We start from the raw sequence: 18637 nt of genomic DNA on the forward strand, positions 1-18637 counted from the left end.
TGTTGGAGCCGCACCCATGAGCAGGATGACAGGGGGCGGGGCGGGAAAGCCAGCCGAAGTGGGCCGCGGCGGGGATGTGCCGTGGATCGTGCGGACCATGTCTTTCTGTATCTTCTTCTTCCCGTCGTCGATGGTGTTCAGGCCCATCGGCGCTGCCGGTACGGTTCCTATGATCCTGGCCGCGCTCATATTTGGGATCTGGGTCTGCAGCATCCTCTTTGGCCTGCACGACCCGCTCCGCTTCCGGCATCCCGGCCGCCTGGCGGTGGGCATCCTGTTCCTCGCCACAAGCGCCTCGTACGTCGCACTGTACGCCGGAATCACTGGGGGCAGCACCGAGGTCGCCCGGGCGTCGGCCGACCGCTGGATGATCCTGCTGATGGCAAGTGCCGGGATCATCATCGCCCTTGGGGAGGTCGTGCGGAACATGGACGATGCCCTGGTGCTGCTCCGCGCTCTGCTGGCAGGTGCCATGTTTTGTTGCCTGGTAGCCGTGGTGCAGTTCTTCTTCGAACTGAATCCAATGGAATGGTTCAAGGTGGCGATGCCCGGATTTGAATACAATGGCGGTGATACGCCGTTCCAATCCCGCGGCGCGTTGCTTCGGGTGGCTGGCAGCACATTCCACTCCATCGAACTGGCCGTAGTCGCCGCGATGCTGCTGCCACTTTCTATGTGGCGGGCTATATACGACCCGCGGGGAAATCTGATGCGACGCCTGATCGGGCCGGCCCTGCTCATCTTTGCAATTGCGTCCACAGTGTCCCGTTCAGGGATCCTGGGCCTCGTCACTGGCCTGCTGATTTTCATTCCGTTTCTTGCCCGCACCCCAAGGCTGTGGGCCCTACTGGCCGCACCTGTGGCCCTCGGGGCCTTATTCCTCGGGGTTCCTGGACTGGTCAGCACTCTCACGGGCACAGTCTCCGGCTCCGAGGCAGACCCGTCGATCACTACCCGGACCGACAACTTTCCCCGGGTCGAGGCCATGGTTTCGGACCGTCCCTGGCTGGGGCTCGGCCCTGGAAACTACATCGCGGACACCGCGATCCACATCCTGGACAACCAATATCTGAACGCAGCCGTAACGCAGGGCTTGGTTGGCCTGGTGGCCCTCCTTGTGTACATGGTGCTGCCGGGCGCGAGTGCCGTCATGGCTGCCCGCGCCAGCAGCAATCCGCAACTCAAATCCTTGGCTGGCGCCGTGGGTGCCGGAGCCATGGTGGCCGCGGTATGTTCCCTGACTTTCGACTCCATGTCATTTCCGGTTTTCGCCCTCACTTACCCTGTGCTCGTTGGCCTGAGCGGATCAGTGTGGCTGATGGCCAAGAGCGAAAACGCAGTCGTTCCACCGTCTGAGCTTGCTATTTCCAGACCTGTTCCGAATGTTGGATCGGGTCGGACCCTGAAAGGAGAAGGCCCATGGACCCGCTAGCCGTCTTAAGGACCATCTGGCAGCAACGAATCGTTGCGATCCCTATCGCAGTACTGACAGTTCTGGCTGCCGTCTACGTCTTCCAGTTCGCCCCGCGGTCTTACGAGTCGTCGTCGACGTTCGCAATGATCAACCCGGACATCCCCACGGAACTGGACGTCATCAAACATCCCGAGCTTGGGAACTTGAACCCAAAGAATCCGTATCTTCGTTCTTCGGACCCTTCGCTCATCGTGCAGGTCTTGCTGACCAGGCTCAATGACGGGTCCACCGCTGACCTGCTGGCCGGACAGGGCCTGAGCGACCAGTACACGGTCAGTCGCGGTGTCGGTGGCTTGAATGGATTCCTGGTGGACATCACCGGGGAAGGCGAAACGCCGGAAAGGTCTATCGCCACAACAGAGGCCTTGGGGCGACTGCTGCAGGAATACCTGCACGAGGCGCAGAAGGTCAACGGCGCTGACGATGTCTACCTGTTTTCCTCGATTATGGTTGCAAGTCCGGACAAGGCAACCGAGCAGTTCTCCAGCCGGCTTCGAGCCTTGATCGTAGTCTTCCTCGGCGGCGTAGTGGCGATGTTCGGTGCGGTTTCGATGGCAAGGTCGATGGCGGCGGCCAAGGAGCGGCGGCTACTGCTTTCCCCCGATGCTGCGGGCGGAAAGAGACGCCGAAGGGCTGTCCGCGGCAGCAGCGACATTGAAGTGCCTCAGGCCACGCCCGATTCCGCGGCGCTGACCCCTCCCTTCGACATCGAATTTGGCCTGAATGATTCAAAAACGCTTGTACAGCATGGGCGCCGGCTGTCGGGGGCCAAACAGTGACAGTCGAGCCCTTACCTATCGGTTTACGTCAGTTGGGAGCTCTCATGTCTGCAAATTTCGGATCGAAGACCAACTACTGGTCAAGGATCCGAGGCCCAGCGGTGGCCGCAGTCATCGGTCTGGCGTGCTCAGCAGCCCTGAGCGGATGTGACGTGCCAGGTGCCGCCAAGGCAGACCCGCAAAATCCAGCATCAGTCCTTGATGGGCTGGCGAGGATTCCGTGGGAAGGCGGACCTGCCTACTGGAACCAGTTCCCAAAGGCTGCTGAGGCCGGCTGGAACGACCCGGCCTTCTTCCCCATCGCAGTGTTTATGGGCAAACCCGAGCACGCTTCCCAGCTGAAGTCCCTCGGCATCAACACCTATTTGGGGGCGGAGCATGACGGTTCGCTCCTCTCGGCAATGACCGGTAACGGCCTGTTCGTCCTTCCCCAGGACGAATGGTCAGCAGCGGAGGTGGGACAGGACAACCGGGCCGTCGGCTGGTTCGTGTCTGACGAATGCGACATCGGCTTGGGTTGCTCAGGTGCGGACGCCGCCGCAAATCTGCAGGACCAACAGCAAAAGGTCACCAGGATCCACGGGCTCAATGACGGCAGATTTACGATGGCCAATTACTCCAACGGGATCCTGGACACCTACTGGGGGCAGGGATCGATGGCCGGGCTGATGAACATTGTGGATGTTGCAAGCGTGGACAAGTATGCCTACACCAGTCCATTCGTGGATGGCCAGATAGCCCATTCGCCACACTGGCCCACCGGCGCCGAGCCGGCCACGTCGGCCGCTTACGGCTGGCTTGTCGACCGTATGCGGTCCTACCAGGATTCCCCCGGAGAGCACCCTAACTGGATGTTGGTTGAGTCCGCGATGCCGCTCTTGCGCGATGAGGGCTCGCTCACTATTTCCGTGGAACAGATTGAAGGCGCGGCCTGGTCCGCCATTATTCATGAAGCACGCGGACTGACGTACTTCCAGCACAATAACGGGCCCGTCTGCGGCTACTACTCGCTGGTGGACTGCGATGCCGCCAGGCTTGATGGGATACGTGCCATCAACGAGGGCATAACGGCCCTGGCGCCGGTCCTCAATACCCAGTCCTACGACTACGCCTTCAACACCACCACGGACACAATGTTCAAGGCTTACAAGGGATCGTCGTACATTTTTGCGAGCATAGGGCTTGGCCACTCGACCGGTTCCAAGACATTCACGCTGCCTGCCGGTGTCACCGGCACCGCTGCGGAGGTTGTAGGCGAAAACCGCACCCTGCCGGTGGTCGACGGCGCATTCACCGACACGTTTGCGGCTGAGTACTCCCACCATACTTATAAGGTGGCGTTTTAATCCCGGCCTGCTGGGCGGTTGCTTCGGATGGCCGCCCAGCCGGCCGGGCTATGAGCGGGTTGACTCGTCCCGCTCCCAGGTGACACCGCCGGGCCGGGCACGGCGGCCCAGCAGCGCGAAGGCGGCATACACCACAGCGTCCAATGCCGGGCCGGCGCCCCTTGCGGACCTGGCCAGTTCCCTGACCGTAAGGCGGGTACCAGCACCGGTCATCCCGCTCAATTCAGCGTTGCCCTTATAGACCCGCCGCAGGATGGCCAGCAGGTCCGGCGTCGTGCGCGGTGTGCGAACGGTTACCGGCGGGCAATCGAGGACCGTCTTTTCCGTGCCGTCAAAGAGGCGGTCAACGTAGCAGTCATCTGCGGTGACTGCAGGGAACACACCAAGCCGGTCGTGTCCCTGCCGGCTCAGGGCGTAAACACCGGCGCCCCACATGGAGGCAGTTGCCTGCGGCAGGCGGTTACGCGCCCGGTAGTAGGAACGAACCGGCCATGTTGCGCCTCCCACTTCGTATCTGAACCCGGGACGGGCGCACAGGACATTGTCGCCCCCGGCCAGACATTCAAGGGTGACTCGAAGCGCTTCGGCGGGAAGCTCAATGTCCGCATCCAGGTACACGCGGGGCCATCTGGTGGCTACCCGGTCAGCCGCGTTCAGGGCAGCGACCTTGGATGCTTCGGCAACGCTGAGGACCTGGACACCGTCAAAGGACCCGGCAATTGCTTCGGTTCCGTCCGTGCAGCCGTTGCATGCCACGATAACTTCGACGGCACCGCTGGCCAGCGGTGCCGTAAGGGCGTCAAGGGTCCGCCGCAGCACAGCCGCCTCGTTATGCGCGGGGATGATCACGGCCCCGGCAGGAAAGCCCCGTAAGTGCTCAACCGGCGCGGGATAGCCGGTCGCACGCGGCAGCCCCTCCCAGCGCCGCTCACGGCATACCATGCCAAACACCTTCCCGCCCTGGGGCCGCGGTAACCTGAGCAACGCCGCCAGCACGACGGCAGCCCTGAACCCGCGTGAGTAGCCCGCTGAATGGTATTTACGGACGTACTTGATGCGGTTGACGGCCATCAACGCGTCCAGGGCGGGTGAGCTGCCGGACCCGCCGCGGCTGTGCCTCATCCGGGCGAGCGGTTCGAACCATACACTGGCTCCCGCCTCCCGGACCCTGTGCAGGTAGTCGGTTTCCTCGGAGTACAGGAAGTAGTCTTCGTCCCATTCGCCCACGGAGTCCGCGACGTCCCTGCGAATCAGCAGGGCGGCACCCGTGGCCCAGTCGAGCCTATGCGCGTGCGCGTAGCTTTCCGCGTCAAAGTCCATTTCCGCCAACCAGTCAGGACGTCCGGCAAGCCGGCTGCCCATCAGAGCGTCACCGACGGCCCCGGCGATGCTGGGTTCGCGACGAAGGGACGGGTAGACCGAGCCATCATCATCCAGCAGGACCGGAACCACAACGCCCGCGCCGGAAACTGACATCCGCTCCCGCAGCGCAAGCACCGATCCTGCTTCCACCCGCAGGTCAGGGTTGAGGACAAGGTAGGTGTCGGCAGTGCCGGCTTCCCTCATGGCCCGGTTGATACCGCCCGAATATCCGAAGTTCCCTCCCGTCCTGAAGGCGTGCACGCCTATCCAATCGCGCAGCGCCCTGCAAACCGCATCAGTTGGAGAGTTGTCGGCGATGATCACCTTGATGGACTGCCCACAGGTCTCGGGCAACAGGCTCGCAAGGAGGCTGACGACGTCGTCTGCTCCGTTGTAGGCAACAACCAGAACGGCCACGTCGGTGTGTTCGGTGACCGGGGAGAAACCCTCCGGCCGTTGTTGCCTGGGCAATGCTGGAGACTCCCCAGGGGATGCACCGGCCGAGTGCCTGCCAAAAGACGGATTGCTGCGACAAACGTCGCCGCTCGATTTCTGTAGCTTTACGTACGCTTCAGGACCGTCGACAAGGTATCGCTTGGCCAGCCGCTGGGGCTCAAGTGCCAGCCGCCACGCCCATTCCATGCCCAGTGCCTGTACCCGGGCCGGGGCCCTGCGGACCCTGCCGGCCAGAAAGTCCACGACGGCGCCAAAGGCCAGGAGTACTTTGGCGCCGGTCAAGTGCCCGTACTCCGAAATCCACAGTTCCTGGCGGGGCTTACCGAGACACACCACCAGCACATCGCAGGAGGAAGCAGCGATCCTGCCGGCGAGAGCCCGCGAAGCCTCCACGTCTGAAAGGACCGTCCGGTCCGGCGCCCACCAACCCGCCACTGCCAGCCCGGGGTAGGAACCAGCCAGTCTCTCTTCTGCCAGGGCGTGGGTGTCGGGGCTGCCGCCAACGAAACCTACGCGCAACCCGGACGTTTGGGCGGCGTCAAGAATTGGCCCGATCAGGTCGCTGCCTGCCAGACGCGGCCACACCGTCCGCGTAAGCTCCTGTGCCCGGGCAACCAGCGGCGCACCGTCCAGAAGCGTCAGCCATTGCGTGCTTCCCAGGCCGTCAAGGATGCCTTCCCAGCGGCTTCCAGATCCGAAGTGCTTCACATGGTCCAAGTTGGCCGAGGCGACCCCCAGCGGTGGGAGCCCCTGGCCTGTCCGTGCCCGTTCAATGACGAGATCTACCGCCTGCTGGGAGTCCAGGAGCGTGACGTGGACGCCTCCCAGATTTACCGATGGGGCGGTCCGATGTTGTTCCTCCCTGGGGGACGGCTTGTTCGGACGCGGCATCTGCCGGGGCAGGGGCCGGAGCAGCGCCGCAGGTTGAATGAGACCTCGTAAGGAAATTGAGAGGGTCACGTAGCTAACCTTCCGTTGGGTTCCGGTCAATGTGAGGACAGCCCGGGCAGGCCCTCGCGTCAGCGCAAAGTGGTGGCGCGAACGCCGGCAACGAGGGGAGGCCTTTTCTTTGTCATCTGGGTCTAGGAGCGGTTGAACACGACGTCGACCCAGTAGTTCGTGCTCTTGAAGCTGTCCGTGGGGAAGACGTTGGAGCCATAGCGGTAGACGCCGTTCGCTCCGTCCACACCCGAGGCCAATCCATGCAGCGGGGCGTTATCGGCTGGGCCGGCCGCGAAGTAGTTGCTCGTTGAGGAGTAGGAACCCGCGGGCGCCGAGTACGAGACAACGTAAGTGGTGTTGGCTGAAATTTGTACCGGTGTGGAGAACATGGCCTCTTGCCATCCCGACGCGGCTTCTGCCAGGAAGGTGACAGACGCCAGGAGGCTTCCGGAGGCTGTCCACAAGTGCCCAACGTGGGTTCCGGTATTGGCACTGCCCTTGAAGAAGCGGACACCTGAAACCGTGCCTGCCACATCGGAGCGGAACTTCATTCCCACTTCCACAGATTTCTTGTCATTGGTGTTTGGTGTCGCGGGCACCGCGGAGGGGCTGAAGATGCTGCAAGGGCATGCTGTTGGAGGGGTCTTGGTGGTGAAACGCCACGTGTAAGGGGCAGTCATGGTGCTCCCGCCTGCGTTCGCGGCCCCACTGACAGTCGCCGTGAAGGTCGTGCTGAAAGCCATCGGGTCGGCGGGAGTAAAAGTGGCGGTGTTAGTGGCCGAATCGTAGGAAGTGGTCCCGGCTACCGCTGTACCAGCCGGATCCTTGATGCTGAACACCACGGACGCCGGTGCCACTGCCTGGTTGAATGTGGCAGTCGGCTTTACAGTTTCCGCCACCCCGGTTGCATCGTTCGAAGGGGATACCCCTGCAACCGCTGGCGTTGAGCCGGCGGGACCCGCCTCAAAGAGCACATCCACCCAGTAGTTCGTATTGTTGAAGGTGTCAGTCGGAAAGGCGGTGCCACCGTACCGGTAGATGCCGTTCGGCCCGTCCACACCGGTCGCCAGCCCATGCAGAGGGGCGTTGTCAGCGGAGTTGGTGAAGAAACCGGCGCTTGCTGAGTAGAAGCCGTCCGGAGCGAAGTAGGACACCACGTATGTTGAGTTGGCGGCAATTGGCACCGGTGATGAGAAGAGAGCCTGTTGCCACCCCGATGCGGATTCGGTGGTGAAGGTAACGGAAGCCAGCAGCGCGCCGCTTGCAGACCAAAGGTGCCCGGTATGCGTTCCCGTGTTGGACGCCCCTTTATAGAAACGAACCCCGGTGATCGTGCCTGCCTTGTCGGACCGGAACTTCATTCCCACCTCCACAGCATTTGGGTCGTCCGCACTGGCGGTTGCCGGGGCCGCGGATGGCGGAAACACCGAGCAGGGGCAGGTGCCCGGGGCGTTTGCCGTAGTGAAAGACCAAGAGAACGGCGCAGCCATAGTCTGTCCACTGGAATTCGTGGCTCCACTTACAGTCGCCGTATAGGCGGTGCCATATGCCAGGGCGGCGGCCGGGGTAAAGGTGGCCGATGCGGTGGCGGAATCGTACGCAGTGGTACCCGAAACCACGGCATTGGACGAATTCTTGAGCGTGAACACCACAGAACTGGCGGTCACTGCCTGGTTGAAAGTAACCCCAGGCTGAACTGCGACCTGAACGGAAGTGGCAGCGTTGGCTGGCGTTGCCGCCTCCACTGCGGGAAGGATTGCCGCCGCAGTGGTTTTGAACGACCACGAGAACGGTGTTGCCATGCTTTGACCAGCTGAGTTGGCAGCCCCGCTTACCGTTGCCGTGTAGGTGGTGTTGTATGAAAGAGCTGCATTGGGAGTAAACGTTGACGTGTTTGTGGCAGTGTCATAGGTAAGTGATCCGGCTGTTGATGAACCTGCGCTGTCCTTCAGGTTGAATACAACAGAGGATGCCGAGACCGGCTGGTTGAAAGCGGCGGTCAGCTTTGTGTTGACAGCCACCCCGGTGGCCGCGTTGGGCGGGGTAACTGTGGTCACGGCCGGTGGTGAGCTGCTGGGAATGGTATTGAAGACTACGTCCACCCAATAGTTCGTGTTGTTATAGCTGTCGGTCGGGAAGGCAGAGGTGCCGTATTTGTAGACTCCGTTGGACCCATCCGTGCCGCTTGCGAGCCCATGTAACGGGGCCCGGTCTGCAGATGTGCCGAAGAAGCCTCCGTTGGAGGCGTAGCTGCCGTTCGGCGCATAATACGAAATGACGTAGGTGTTGTTGGCGGTGATGCTCACCGGCGTGTTGAAAGTCGCCTGCTGCCATCCGGACGCGCTCTCCGACCCGAAGGTGGCAGACGCCAGCAGCGTTCCTGTGCTTGACCAGAGGTGTCCCACATGGGTTCCTGTATTGCCGGTTCCCTTGTAGAAGCGCACGCCAGTCACTGTTCCGGCCACGTCGGCGCGGAATTTCATACCGAGCTCCACGGCATTGAAATCGTTCTCGGCCGCAACGGCCGGGACCGAGGTTGCGCTGAAGACAGTGCAGGGGCACGCACCCGGTGCAGGCGCGGTGGTGAAAGTCCAGGAGTAAGGCGCTGACATCGCCAAACCGGATGTGCTCGTGGCGCCGCTCACGGTAGCGGTAAATGAAGTGTTGTAGGCGAGTGCAGAGGCCGGGCTCATGGTTGCCGTGTTGGAGGACGCGTCGTATGTCGTTGCGCCACCCACGGTGGCGCCGGCTGCGTCTTTCAGTGTGAATAGCACAGACGAAGGATTGACTGCCTGATCGAAGGTGGCAGACGGTTTGACCGCCACGCCCACACTCGCGGTGTTGTTCGCCGGCGAAACCGAAGTCACCCTGGGCCCCGCTGGAGCTGCCGCAGTCGTGAACGTCCACGTATAAGGGGCACTCATGGTTTGCCCCGCCGAATTGGTGGCACCGCTGACCGTAGCGGTGTACTCGGTCTGATAGGCCAGGGCGGTGGCGGGCGTGAACGTGGCGGTGTTTGTTGCCGAGTTGTATGACGCAGACCCTCCCACTGCAGCTCCGGCGGGGTCCTTGACCGCAAATGCCACGGATGCGGCCGTGACTGCCTGGTTGAAAGTCACGTTGGGCCGGACATCGAGCGCTACTGCGGTGGCACCGGGAGCAGGTGCTGCCGCTGCTACGGCCGGTGCCACAGTGCTGGACGTTGAAAAGAGGACGTCCACCCAGTAGTACTCCGCGTCGTAGATCTGGTCCGGGAATACGGACGACGTGCCGTAGCGGTAGAAGCCATTAGGTGCCTGTGGCGTGCTGCGGGTGAGGTGCAAAGGGGTGCTGTCAAGCGGGTTGGCGGCGCCAGTGGGCGACGGGTTGTTATAGAAGTAGCCCGTGTTCTGGGAGTAGTGGCCTTGCGGAGCGAAGTAGGAAGCAACATAGGGCGTGTTGGCCGCTATGGTCAGTGGTGGTGAAAGCACAGCCGTCTGCCAGCCTGTGGCCGATTCAGAGCTGAATGTTGCTGTAGCCAACCGCTGACCGGTTGCACTCCATATATTTCCGACATGCGTGCCGGTGTTCCGGGCAGCCTTGTAAAAGCGGATTCCAGTGATGGTTCCGGCAACGTCTGACGTGAACTTTGCACCGACTTCAATGCTGTTCGGGTCGCCTTCGTCAGGGAAAGCTGGCGTCGCATTCGTCCCGGTCAACGAACAAGGGCATGAAACGTTAACGCTGACAGTGGCAGAGCCCGACTCCAGGTTTCCACTGTCATCGACCGCCCTGGACCTCAGGACCGAGGTAGGGCTACCGTGCGCATTCCAGGCGTAAGTCCAGTTCGTTGTTCCGTTGGCGCGCCGCCACGTCTTGCCCCCGTCGAGCGAAACCTCGACACCGGCGACGACCCCACCTGCATCCGAGGCGGTGCCGCTAACCGTGACAAGGGTGCCGTCAGCGACTGTAGCCCCCGCCGCAGGAGAGGTTATCGCGGATGTTGGTGCAGTGGTATCCACGGACGCCTGTGCCGCAGTCAGGCTTGTAGTCAGGGTTGCAGGCTGCGTTCCCATGTCAGCAAACAGATTGACCGTTGCCTGCTGCATGTTCCGGTCCACGGTCTTGCCAGTTGTGAAAGCATCCAGCCCCCACGACCATTGCACAGTACCGGCACCAAAAACCAGCGCACCGCCGGCAGCCTTGTACATGGTCAGATTGTGTGTGGCAGTTGCACCCTGCTGGGTTGTGGAACCGTAATCGACGAATACTTCAGCAGGGGTAGCAATGGTGTGGGAAAGCCGAAAGGTACCAGCCGGACGGAAGCTTTCAGCGTCGATGTCCCATTCGTAGCCCAACGTTCCCAGGCCCTGCCCGAGAGTCACAGTCGCGTTGTTAGCCATCCCGGGAATAGAGGTACCCCTCCAGAGCCTCAGTTGTTTGTAAGCAGCTGGCACGTCTATGTCCGCGGTCCCGGAATTCACCATGAAATACTGCCCGGTCAGTGCGTTTTCCGGATTTCCTCCACCCGTGGCTGTGCCATACCGGGGATCACGCCACGTCCCTGTCCAGCTCACTGGATCTGTCGGAGCGTTGAAGTGGGTGTCCTTGTAGGAAACGAGCGTCCGGCCCGCGGTGTTGCTTCCGTCTGCGCTGGCCTCCCAACGCGTCTTCCAGAACATTTCGTTGCCGCTGAAGAAGGCGAGGTTTACGCCGGCGTCACGAGCAGCCTGAACATTTGCGCGTTGCTCTCCAGACCAGTACTCGTCGTGACCAACTGAAAGGAAGCTCTTGTGGTTCAGGAGCAACGGCGCCCGCGTGGAAACGTCCAGCCCACTCATGTAGCTGACGTCGTAGCCGTTGGCTTCCAGGAAGCGGATCATGGGGTATTCGGCGTACATCAACCAGCTGCGGCCCTGGTCATCCACGGCTGAGTTGAAAGGACGGTTGTACGAGACCTTAAAGGCGGCCTTGTAAGCCAAAGGGTTTCCGGCCGGGCAGGCCACAGTGCAGGTGTACAGGCTGTTGCCGCCGTAGGTGTTGTACGCCTGCCAGGTGGTGTCTGACGTCTGAAACAACATGTCGGACTTCGCTGCGTCGTCCCGCACCACAAACGGGATAACACTCGCGCCGCCGTTGTCGGTCCGGACCAGGCGGGCCAGATAAACCCCGGAAACAGCACTCGCTGGGACCGGCCACGAGGCAGAGACCGCCCAGTTGCCGCAATCAACGAGTCCCGTGGCGGAGAATGTTGCGCAGTTGGGCTGCGCTTGAGGAAGTGGAGCCGAAGGAAGCAGGTTGGCCGCAACCTTTCGTGCTCCAAGCCCCTGGTAGTAGCCCAGCCGGTAGATATCGATCCGGTAGGCCGACGCATTGGTCTTGATCTTGAACGTCACCGTCTGCCCGACGTTGAGGCTCATCGACGTGGCGTAGCCCTGGATCGAGCTGTCCCCGGCGCCGGTGACCCGCCATTCGCTGGAAGGGTTGCCCGGCTGGGTGTTCTCGCAGGCAACTTTGCTGACCACAGGCGCGTCACAGGGACCTGCAGCCCGGGCTGGCGGCAGCCATGAAGGGTCCGCTGCCATGGAAAACATGGAGGCCAGCAAGGCGAGGATCAGTGCAGGTACTCCCCGGCGGATGATCCGGCGGGGGAGGACTCCTGGTGCAGACGTCATCTTTTGGCTCCATGGTCACGGCGCAACCAGGCAGCAGCCGGACGGGGTCTGCACTCCCCACACCAGCCGGCGCCAAAAAGATCTTGGCACCTTGCCCGTTGCGTCAGTCAGTTGTCACGGACGACCATTCGGTGGAAGGCAGTTGGGCCTCCCCTGTTCGCAGCCCGGGAACCATGGACCGCAAACCCAAAGGGCTTCCGTATTTTTCAACCGTAGGCGGGGCCCCACCACCGGACTAGGCAGCGGGGTCCCTGATGTGGCTTTCCGCATCACCTTTGTGGCGGAAGCCGGGCAAGACCTACACGGCGGTCCGGAAAAACAGCTCCGCCACGGCAGTCAGCCGCCGCGGGTCCTCCACACCGCACAGTTCCCGCGCGGAGTGCATCGAAAGCAGGGGAACCCCCACGTCCACCGTCCGGATCCCCAGCCGGGTGGCGGTCAGCGGCCCGATGGTGGAACCGCACGGGATCGCGTTGTTGGATACGAACTCCTGGTAGGGCACGCCGGCCTCACCACAGAGCCGCGCCCACAGCGCCGCACCGGCCGCATCGGTGGCATACCGCTGGTTCGCGTTGATTTTCAGCAGCGGCCCGCCGTTGAGGACCGGATGGTTGGCGGGGTCATGCCGCTCGGCATAGTTCGGGTGCACCGCGTGCCCCGCATCAGCAGAAACACAGAACGACGCCGCCAGCGCCTGCCGCCGCTGGCTCACCGTCGCGCCAAGGCCGTCAGAGAGACGCACCAGGACATCCTCGAGGATGGGCCCGCAGGCCCCGGAACGCGAGTTGGACCCAATCTCCTCATGGTCGAAGGCGGCCAGAACGGCGACTGGGCCGCCAGAGGATGCCGAAGAAGCGTGCTCCATCAAAGCCACCAGCCCCGCATGCGTGGACGAAAGATTATCCAGCCGCCCGGACGCGAAGAACTCCCCATTCCCCCCGAAAACCGCAGGCGCCTGCGTGTCCGCGATCACGACGTCGTACCCGCCAATCTGCCCGGGATCAACGGAGGCCCCGGAGACAGAAGAAGCCAGCACCGCCAGCAGGTCGAAATCAGAAGGGTTCCCGAGTCCCCATACCGGGTTCATGTGCCGCTGCTTGTCCAGCGTCAGGCCTTCATTTACGGCCCGGTCCAGATGGATGGCCAGTTGCGGGAAGCGCAGCAGGGGCCCGGTGGCGGCCAGGTGCTCGGTGCCGTCCAGCATCACCAGCCGGCCGGCGAGCTGCAGCTCCCGGTCCAGCCAGGAATTCAGCAGCGGCCCGCCGTACACCTCCACACCTGCCTGCAGCCAGCCGTGCGCACCGGTAGTCGGCTTGGGCTTGAGCTTGAAGGAGGGCGAATCCGTGTGCGCCCCGAGGATGCTGAACCCCGTGGTGGGGCCGGCGCCCTCCGGCACCACCCACGCGATCAGCGCGCCGTCACGGATCACAAAAAACGAACCCGCACCGCCTTCCCAAGGCTCCAGCTCGTCCAGGCGGACAAAGCCGGCCTCCTCCAGCCGGCGGGCCGCCTCGTGCACCGCGTGAAAGCTCGACGGCGATGCGCTGACATACGCGCCAAGGTCCTGGATGTGGTCTGCAGCGGAGGAAAGAGAAGGCATGCTCCCGAGTCTAGATGGTGACGTTCAGGCCCGCCGTGTAGCCGGCTGCGGCTGAACCGGTCATAGTGGCCAGCTGGTAGATTCCGCCGTCGTTCCTGAAGACGTTGTCCGACTTGAGTGTGGTGCGGGGAAAGTTCTTGGCGCTGGACTCATAGCCCGCCGTGGCGTACACGTCCTCGCATGCGGCCTGGGTGAGGGCAATCTGCGAAACGGCCAGCACCTGGCCCGCCGCCGTCGCGTTGCTCATCGATTCGAACACTTCAAAATGGATGTGCGGCCAACGGCCCGTGTACGCGCCAGGGAATATTGAAGTGAACGTGACCTGGCCGTTCGCGTCAGCCTCCTGGACCCCGCGGAGGAAGTTCTCGTTCCCGAGGCTGGAATCGTACATCGAATACCTCCCCTCCCTGTCGCAGTGCCAGGCATAGACGGCCGCACCGGCCAACGGCACACAGCCGTCGGCGTTATCCAGCAGCGTCAGCGTGAAGGTCAGCGGTACCCCTTCGGCCTTGGCCGTGCCTGTGCCAAAGCTGGAGGTGATGTCCTGCCGTACCACTCCCGAGGCTTCCAGGACGTTCGGTCCGTTCGAGCCGTCCCCTGGAAACGGGCCGGCCGTTTCCTTCGGAATCTCCACGCCGCATTCGGCGATTGCCCGGGTCAATGTGGGCGATGGTGCGGCGGTTGCCGAAGCAGAGGCGGATGCCGTCGCACTCCCAGTGGCTGCAGCGTTCGACGCCAACGGGCCGGCGCCGGAGCTTGATCCGCCTGGCGTGCACGCAGCCAGGGCTGCGGCGGCGCCGCCCGCGCCAAGGAAGATGCCCAGGGAGCGGCGGCTCATCAGCGTGGACAGGTCGAACTCCAGTCCGCGGTCGTGATCGGGATGGGGGAGTTTGTTTGTCATGCCACCATCCAACCGTCCCCGCCTGTCACCTGCATAGGGCATTCCTGTGCGCAGGCTGTGCCTCAGTAGTCCGGGTTGCTCGGCACCACCAGGCCGGTCTCGTAGGCATACACCACTGCTTGGACACGGTCGCGGAGATGGAGTTTGGTGAGGATCCGCCGCACGTGCGTCTTCACCGTCGCCTCGGACAGGAAGTACCGGTGGGCGATCTCCGCGTTGGACAGTCCCTCTGCCATCGCTTCCAGCATCTCGGTTTCCCGGGGCGTCAGATCCGCCAGGAGGGGATCAGGCGCAGTTGTCACGGGCGCCGGCCTGGTGGTGCCGCGCACGTACGTTTCGAGCAGCCGCTGGGTCACTCGGGGTGCCACCACTGCATCACCGCTGGCCACCACCCGGACGGCATTAATCAGGTCCTGCGGCGCCGCATCCTTCAGGAGGAACGCGGATGCGCCTGCCTGGAGGCCGGCAAAGGCATACTCGTCCACGTCAAAGGTGGTCAGGATGATGATCCTCGAGCCCGCGCCGTCGGCCGTGATGGCCCGTGTGGCCTCAATGCCGTCCAGCACGGGCATCCGGACGTCCATCAGCACCACGTCGGGCGTGAGTTCACGGACCAGCCGGACGGCCTCGGCGCCGTCGGAGGCTTCGCCCACAATCCGCAGATCCTCCTCGCCTTCAAGGATGAGCCGGAACCCCATCCGGAGCAGGGGCTGGTCGTCCACCAGCAGGACCGTGATGGCCGGGTTGATCGTCATGCTTTCCCTTGCAGTTGGTGCGGGCGGATGGAATCGGTAACCTCGTCGCCGGGCCAGGAAAGGACGGCGTGCACCCGCCAGCCCCGTCCGCTGCGGCCGGCTTCCACGCTGCCGGCATAAATCCGGGCACGTTCAGCCATTCCCGTGATTCCCTGGCCCGTGCCGTACGAGGTCCCGGAAGAGGTGCCCGAAGAGGTGCCGTAGGAGCCGTTCGCGGCGCCCGAAATGCTGACCCCGTCAGGTGGGATCTCCCCGGGAACTCCCGCGCCGTCGTCGAGCACGTCTATGGTGACTGTGGAACCTGAGCGGATGATCGAAACGTCCACCCGCCCCAGTGAACGGCCGTAGCGGAGCACATTGGTCAGCGATTCCTGGACGATCCGGTACACGGTGAGCTGGAAGGCGGCGTCGTCGGGCAAGGCCGGCCCGGTGTGGGAGTAATGCAGGGGCAGGCCTGCCGTGCGGAAACCCTCCAGAAGCTTGGACAGGCTGTCCCCCGAAGCGAGCGGCAGCCGGGGTGCCGCCGATCCGTCCTCGCGCAGGACGCCCAGCACACGCCGCATATCGGCGAGGGCTGTGCGGCCCGTCCGGGACAGTTCACCGAGCACCTCGCCGGCGCGTTCCGGACTTTTCCGGACCACGACGGCGGCACCGTCGGACAAACTGACCATCACCGTCAGCGAGTGGGCCACGACGTCGTGCATTTCCCGGGCGATCCGGTTCCGTTCACTGACGGACGCCAGGCTCGCGGTCCTCGCCGCCCAGGCGGCTATCTCCTGTTCGTGTTCGCGCCGCTGCCGGACCGAGATGCCGATCCCCGTGGCAATAACGTTGGACAGCGCGATGGTGGCACCGGTGGCAATGCTGGTCAGGAGGTGGAAATCTTCCGGATTGACGTGGGTGTGGACAACCTCTATCCGCATCGGCCCGACGGCGGCCAGGAGGTAGAGGAGTGCCAGCGGCGCGGTGGCTGCGGCCGTCGCGATGATCGCGAAGCGGCGGCTCCGGCCCACCGCCACGGCGTAGAGCGAAAACCACAGCCCCGCCGAGACGTTGGAACCCCACGGATGCAACAGCGTCACGGCCACCTCCGCCACCGCCACGAAGGCAACGAGGGCCACGGGGTAGGAACGCCGGAGGAACAACGCCCCCGCCACGGCCGCGAGCAGGAGTGCTGCAATCCAGTTGCCGGACCCGACGGCGTCCACCACCGTGGGTGCCACCAGCAGGCCGTAACTGAGAACCACCACAGCATCCATAACCCGCCGATGGGCATGCAGGTAGCGCCGGATGAGTCCCCTGCGCCTGGCCGTGAGCTCGGCAAAGGACGCGTCGGCCTGGCCGGCCGGCGCGTCCCTTCCTACTGCCGTTTCTGTCATTCCTGCTTATATTCCTGCTGGGTTATACGTCGCGCTTTTTCAGCACAATCATCGCCGGGATCAGGAACAGCAGCACGTATCCCAGGAAGATCAGGCCGCCGTGCCAAGGGTCGATGATGCCGTCCGTGTGTCCAATGGAGAGGAAGCGGCCGCCGGCTTCGCTGGGAATGTACTGCGGCACGTACTTCCAGAACTCGCCGGGGATGAGGGTCATAAAGCTTGCGGCGATGGACAGGACGAAGAACAAGGCCACCAGGACGGTGATGCCGCCGGCGGAATTGCGCAGCAGCGTTCCCAGCGAAAGTCCGATCAGGGCCACACCGGCCACGTAGAGGCCGCCGGTGAAGATGCTGTAGAGCACACCATCGGTGGACCAGTCGAGGTCGAAGCCCATCCCCTGGAACACCGGCATGGCGATCAGGAAGGTTGCCGCCCCGGCAATGGTGGTGATGACGTAGGAGATGACGGTGAGGATGATCGCCTTGGCCACAAAGGCAGGCGTGCGCCGGGGGACGGCGTTCATGGTGGAACGGATCATTCCGGTGGCGTACTCGGAGGACATAAAGAGGACCGCGAGTGAGCCGAGGATGAGGATGCCGATCTGCAGCCCAGCGTTGGGCAGGTTGTACAGGTCAAAACCGGAGCCCGGGGGAAAGGATTTTTCCAGCATGTCAGGGGTCATCGTCTGCCCCTGGTCCCTGGCGCGGCGAATCATTTCATCCAGGTAGCTGTAGCGGATCAGGACAGCAAGTGCCCCCACGCCCACGATGGCAAGCAGCGTCAGCAGCAGCAGGATGCGGGTGGACAACAAGGACCACAGCTTGATCCATTCGGACCGCAGGACGCCGGTAAAAGTCACTCCCCGTGAACCTGCGGAGGAACGGGTGGGGACGGTACGGGTTTCAGTCATGGTGCTCATCGTCCTTACTTTCCTGCCGCTGCCGGGGCGGATACTGCGGGCCCGCCGGTCAGGTGTGAGTGGTATTCCACTTCGTCCTTGGTGAGGTCGAAGTACGCGTCTTCCAGAGATGAGAGCTGCGGCGTGAGTTCGTAGAGCAGCACCCGGTTGTCCAAAGCGATGCGGGCGATCTGCCGGGAGTCCATCCCAGTCACTTCAAGGGTCTCCGGCTCGCTCTGGTCCACGGTGACGCCGTCGCCGGCCAGGAGGGCGGAGAGTTCCAGGGCGGCGCCGGTGCGGACCAGCGTCTTGGCCTGCCGGGTTCCGGCAATGATTTCCTTCACCGGTGCATCGGCGATGATCCGGCCGCGGCCAATGACGATCAGGTGGTCCGCGGTCTGGGCCATCTCGCTCATCAGGTGCGAGGACAGGAAGATGGTTTTGCCCTGGTTGGCCAGGTACCGGACCAGGTTCCGGACCCACAGCACGCCTTCCGGGTCCAGGCCGTTGACCGGTTCGTCCAGGATGAGGGTCTGGGGGTCGCCCAGCAGCGCAGCGGCAATGCCCAGCCGCTGGCCCATGCCCAGGGAGAAGCCGCCCGCCTTCTTGCGCGCCACCGCCTCCAGGCCGGTCATTTCAATGACTTCCCGGACCCTGGCCTTGGGAATGCCGTGCGTGGCAGCCATGGCCAACAGGTGGTTGTACGCGCTGCGGCTCGTGTGCACGGCCTTCGCGTCCAGCAGTGCGCCCACCTCGTGCAGCGGCGCCTTGTGCTGCGCATAGGGGAGGCCGTTGACGGTGACCGAACCCGACGTCGGCCGGTCCAGTCCCATGATCATTCGCATGGTGGTGGACTTGCCGGCACCGTTCGGTCCCAGGAAGCCCGTAACGAGCCCTGGTTTCACGGTGAAGCTGACCCCGGCCACGGCGGTTTTTCCGCCATAAACCTTGGTCAGGCCTTTTGCCTCAATCATGGATGTTTCCTTCGGACGGCAGTATGCGCTGCGGGAGAGGTTGCTGGGACGTGGTGTAAACCCCACGCTACCGATCCGACAGCCCGAATTCGCCGGTCTCAGGGATGATTCAGGGGT

The 18637-nt window shown here is 63.3% G+C and carries 11 protein-coding genes; 3 read left to right on the plus strand and 8 right to left on the minus strand.

The window, feature by feature from the left end; genetic code table 11:
* Positions 1-97 precede the first annotated feature (97 nt).
* The 3 genes from FNL14_RS16465 to FNL14_RS16475 are packed head-to-tail and all read left to right on the plus strand — an operon-like array spanning position 98 to position 3599.
* Positions 98-1432, plus strand: a complete 1335-nt coding sequence (locus FNL14_RS16465) for an O-antigen ligase (protein WP_255470887.1) — start codon at positions 98-100, stop codon at positions 1430-1432.
* Positions 1420-2253, plus strand: coding sequence for a chain-length determining protein (locus tag FNL14_RS16470; protein WP_142062044.1), 834 nt, complete (start codon positions 1420-1422; stop codon positions 2251-2253). Before FNL14_RS16465 ends, FNL14_RS16470 begins: the two co-directional genes overlap by 13 nt.
* A gap of 44 nt (positions 2254-2297) precedes the next feature.
* A complete protein-coding gene (locus FNL14_RS16475) occupies positions 2298-3599 on the plus strand; it encodes a hypothetical protein (protein ID WP_142062047.1) in 1302 nt (433 codons plus the stop codon).
* Between the two features lie 48 nt (positions 3600-3647).
* Here the strand turns inward: FNL14_RS16475 and FNL14_RS16480 are convergent, their stop codons facing one another.
* The 8 genes from FNL14_RS16480 to FNL14_RS16515 form a co-directional block, all read right to left on the minus strand.
* Entirely contained in the window at positions 3648-6377 is a 2730-nt protein-coding gene (locus FNL14_RS16480) for a WecB/TagA/CpsF family glycosyltransferase (protein ID WP_255470884.1), read from the minus strand.
* Positions 6378-6499: 122 nt separating this feature from the next.
* Positions 6500-12013: a DUF4082 domain-containing protein gene (locus FNL14_RS16485; RefSeq protein WP_142062050.1), complete on the minus strand. Its 5514-nt coding sequence runs from the start codon at positions 12011-12013 to the stop codon at positions 6500-6502.
* Between the two features lie 298 nt (positions 12014-12311).
* Positions 12312-13613 carry a M18 family aminopeptidase gene (locus FNL14_RS16490; protein ID WP_142062054.1) on the minus strand — a complete coding sequence of 434 codons (1302 nt, stop codon included), beginning with the start codon at positions 13611-13613 and terminating at the stop codon, positions 12312-12314.
* A 10-nt stretch (positions 13614-13623) separates the two neighbouring features.
* Positions 13624-14514, minus strand: a complete 891-nt coding sequence (locus FNL14_RS16495) for an intradiol ring-cleavage dioxygenase (protein ID WP_142062057.1) — start codon at positions 14512-14514, stop codon at positions 13624-13626.
* Between the two features lie 62 nt (positions 14515-14576).
* On the minus strand, positions 14577-15269 hold the full coding sequence (locus tag FNL14_RS16500; RefSeq protein ID WP_142062059.1) for a response regulator transcription factor: 693 nt from the start codon (positions 15267-15269) through the stop codon (positions 14577-14579).
* Complete coding sequence (locus tag FNL14_RS16505; RefSeq protein WP_142062062.1) at positions 15266-16648, minus strand: sensor histidine kinase; 1383 nt, start codon at positions 16646-16648, stop codon at positions 15266-15268. Before FNL14_RS16505 ends, FNL14_RS16500 begins: the two co-directional genes overlap by 4 nt.
* A gap of 22 nt (positions 16649-16670) precedes the next feature.
* A complete protein-coding gene (locus tag FNL14_RS16510; RefSeq protein ID WP_142062065.1) occupies positions 16671-17567 on the minus strand; it encodes an ABC transporter permease in 897 nt (298 codons plus the stop codon).
* Between the two features lie 5 nt (positions 17568-17572).
* Entirely contained in the window at positions 17573-18520 is a 948-nt protein-coding gene (locus FNL14_RS16515) for an ABC transporter ATP-binding protein (protein ID WP_142062068.1), read from the minus strand.
* Positions 18521-18637: the final 117 nt, after the last annotated feature.

Origin of the sequence: Pseudarthrobacter sp. B4EP4b, assembly GCF_006680095.1 — a bacterium.
GTDB lineage: Bacteria > Actinomycetota > Actinomycetes > Actinomycetales > Micrococcaceae > Arthrobacter.

Bases quoted from the DNA above. Each gene is read 5' to 3' on its own strand.
- FNL14_RS16485 (WP_142062050.1), bottom strand. From the start codon at position 12,013: ATGACGTCTGCACCAGGAGTCCTCCCCCGCCGGATCATCCGCCGGGGA.
- FNL14_RS16505 (WP_142062062.1), bottom strand. From the start codon at position 16,648: ATGACAGAAACGGCAGTAGGAAGGGACGCGCCGGCCGGCCAGGCCGAC.
- FNL14_RS16495 (WP_142062057.1), bottom strand. From the start codon at position 14,514: ATGACAAACAAACTCCCCCATCCCGATCACGACCGCGGACTGGAGTTC.
- FNL14_RS16475 (WP_142062047.1), top strand. From the start codon at position 2,298: ATGTCTGCAAATTTCGGATCGAAGACCAACTACTGGTCAAGGATCCGA.
- FNL14_RS16515 (WP_142062068.1), bottom strand. From the start codon at position 18,520: ATGATTGAGGCAAAAGGCCTGACCAAGGTTTATGGCGGAAAAACCGCC.
- FNL14_RS16510 (WP_142062065.1), bottom strand. From the start codon at position 17,567: ATGAGCACCATGACTGAAACCCGTACCGTCCCCACCCGTTCCTCCGCA.
- FNL14_RS16500 (WP_142062059.1), bottom strand. From the start codon at position 15,269: ATGACGATCAACCCGGCCATCACGGTCCTGCTGGTGGACGACCAGCCC.
- FNL14_RS16470 (WP_142062044.1), top strand. From the start codon at position 1,420: ATGGACCCGCTAGCCGTCTTAAGGACCATCTGGCAGCAACGAATCGTT.
- FNL14_RS16465 (WP_255470887.1), top strand. From the start codon at position 98: ATGTCTTTCTGTATCTTCTTCTTCCCGTCGTCGATGGTGTTCAGGCCC.
- FNL14_RS16490 (WP_142062054.1), bottom strand. From the start codon at position 13,613: ATGCCTTCTCTTTCCTCCGCTGCAGACCACATCCAGGACCTTGGCGCG.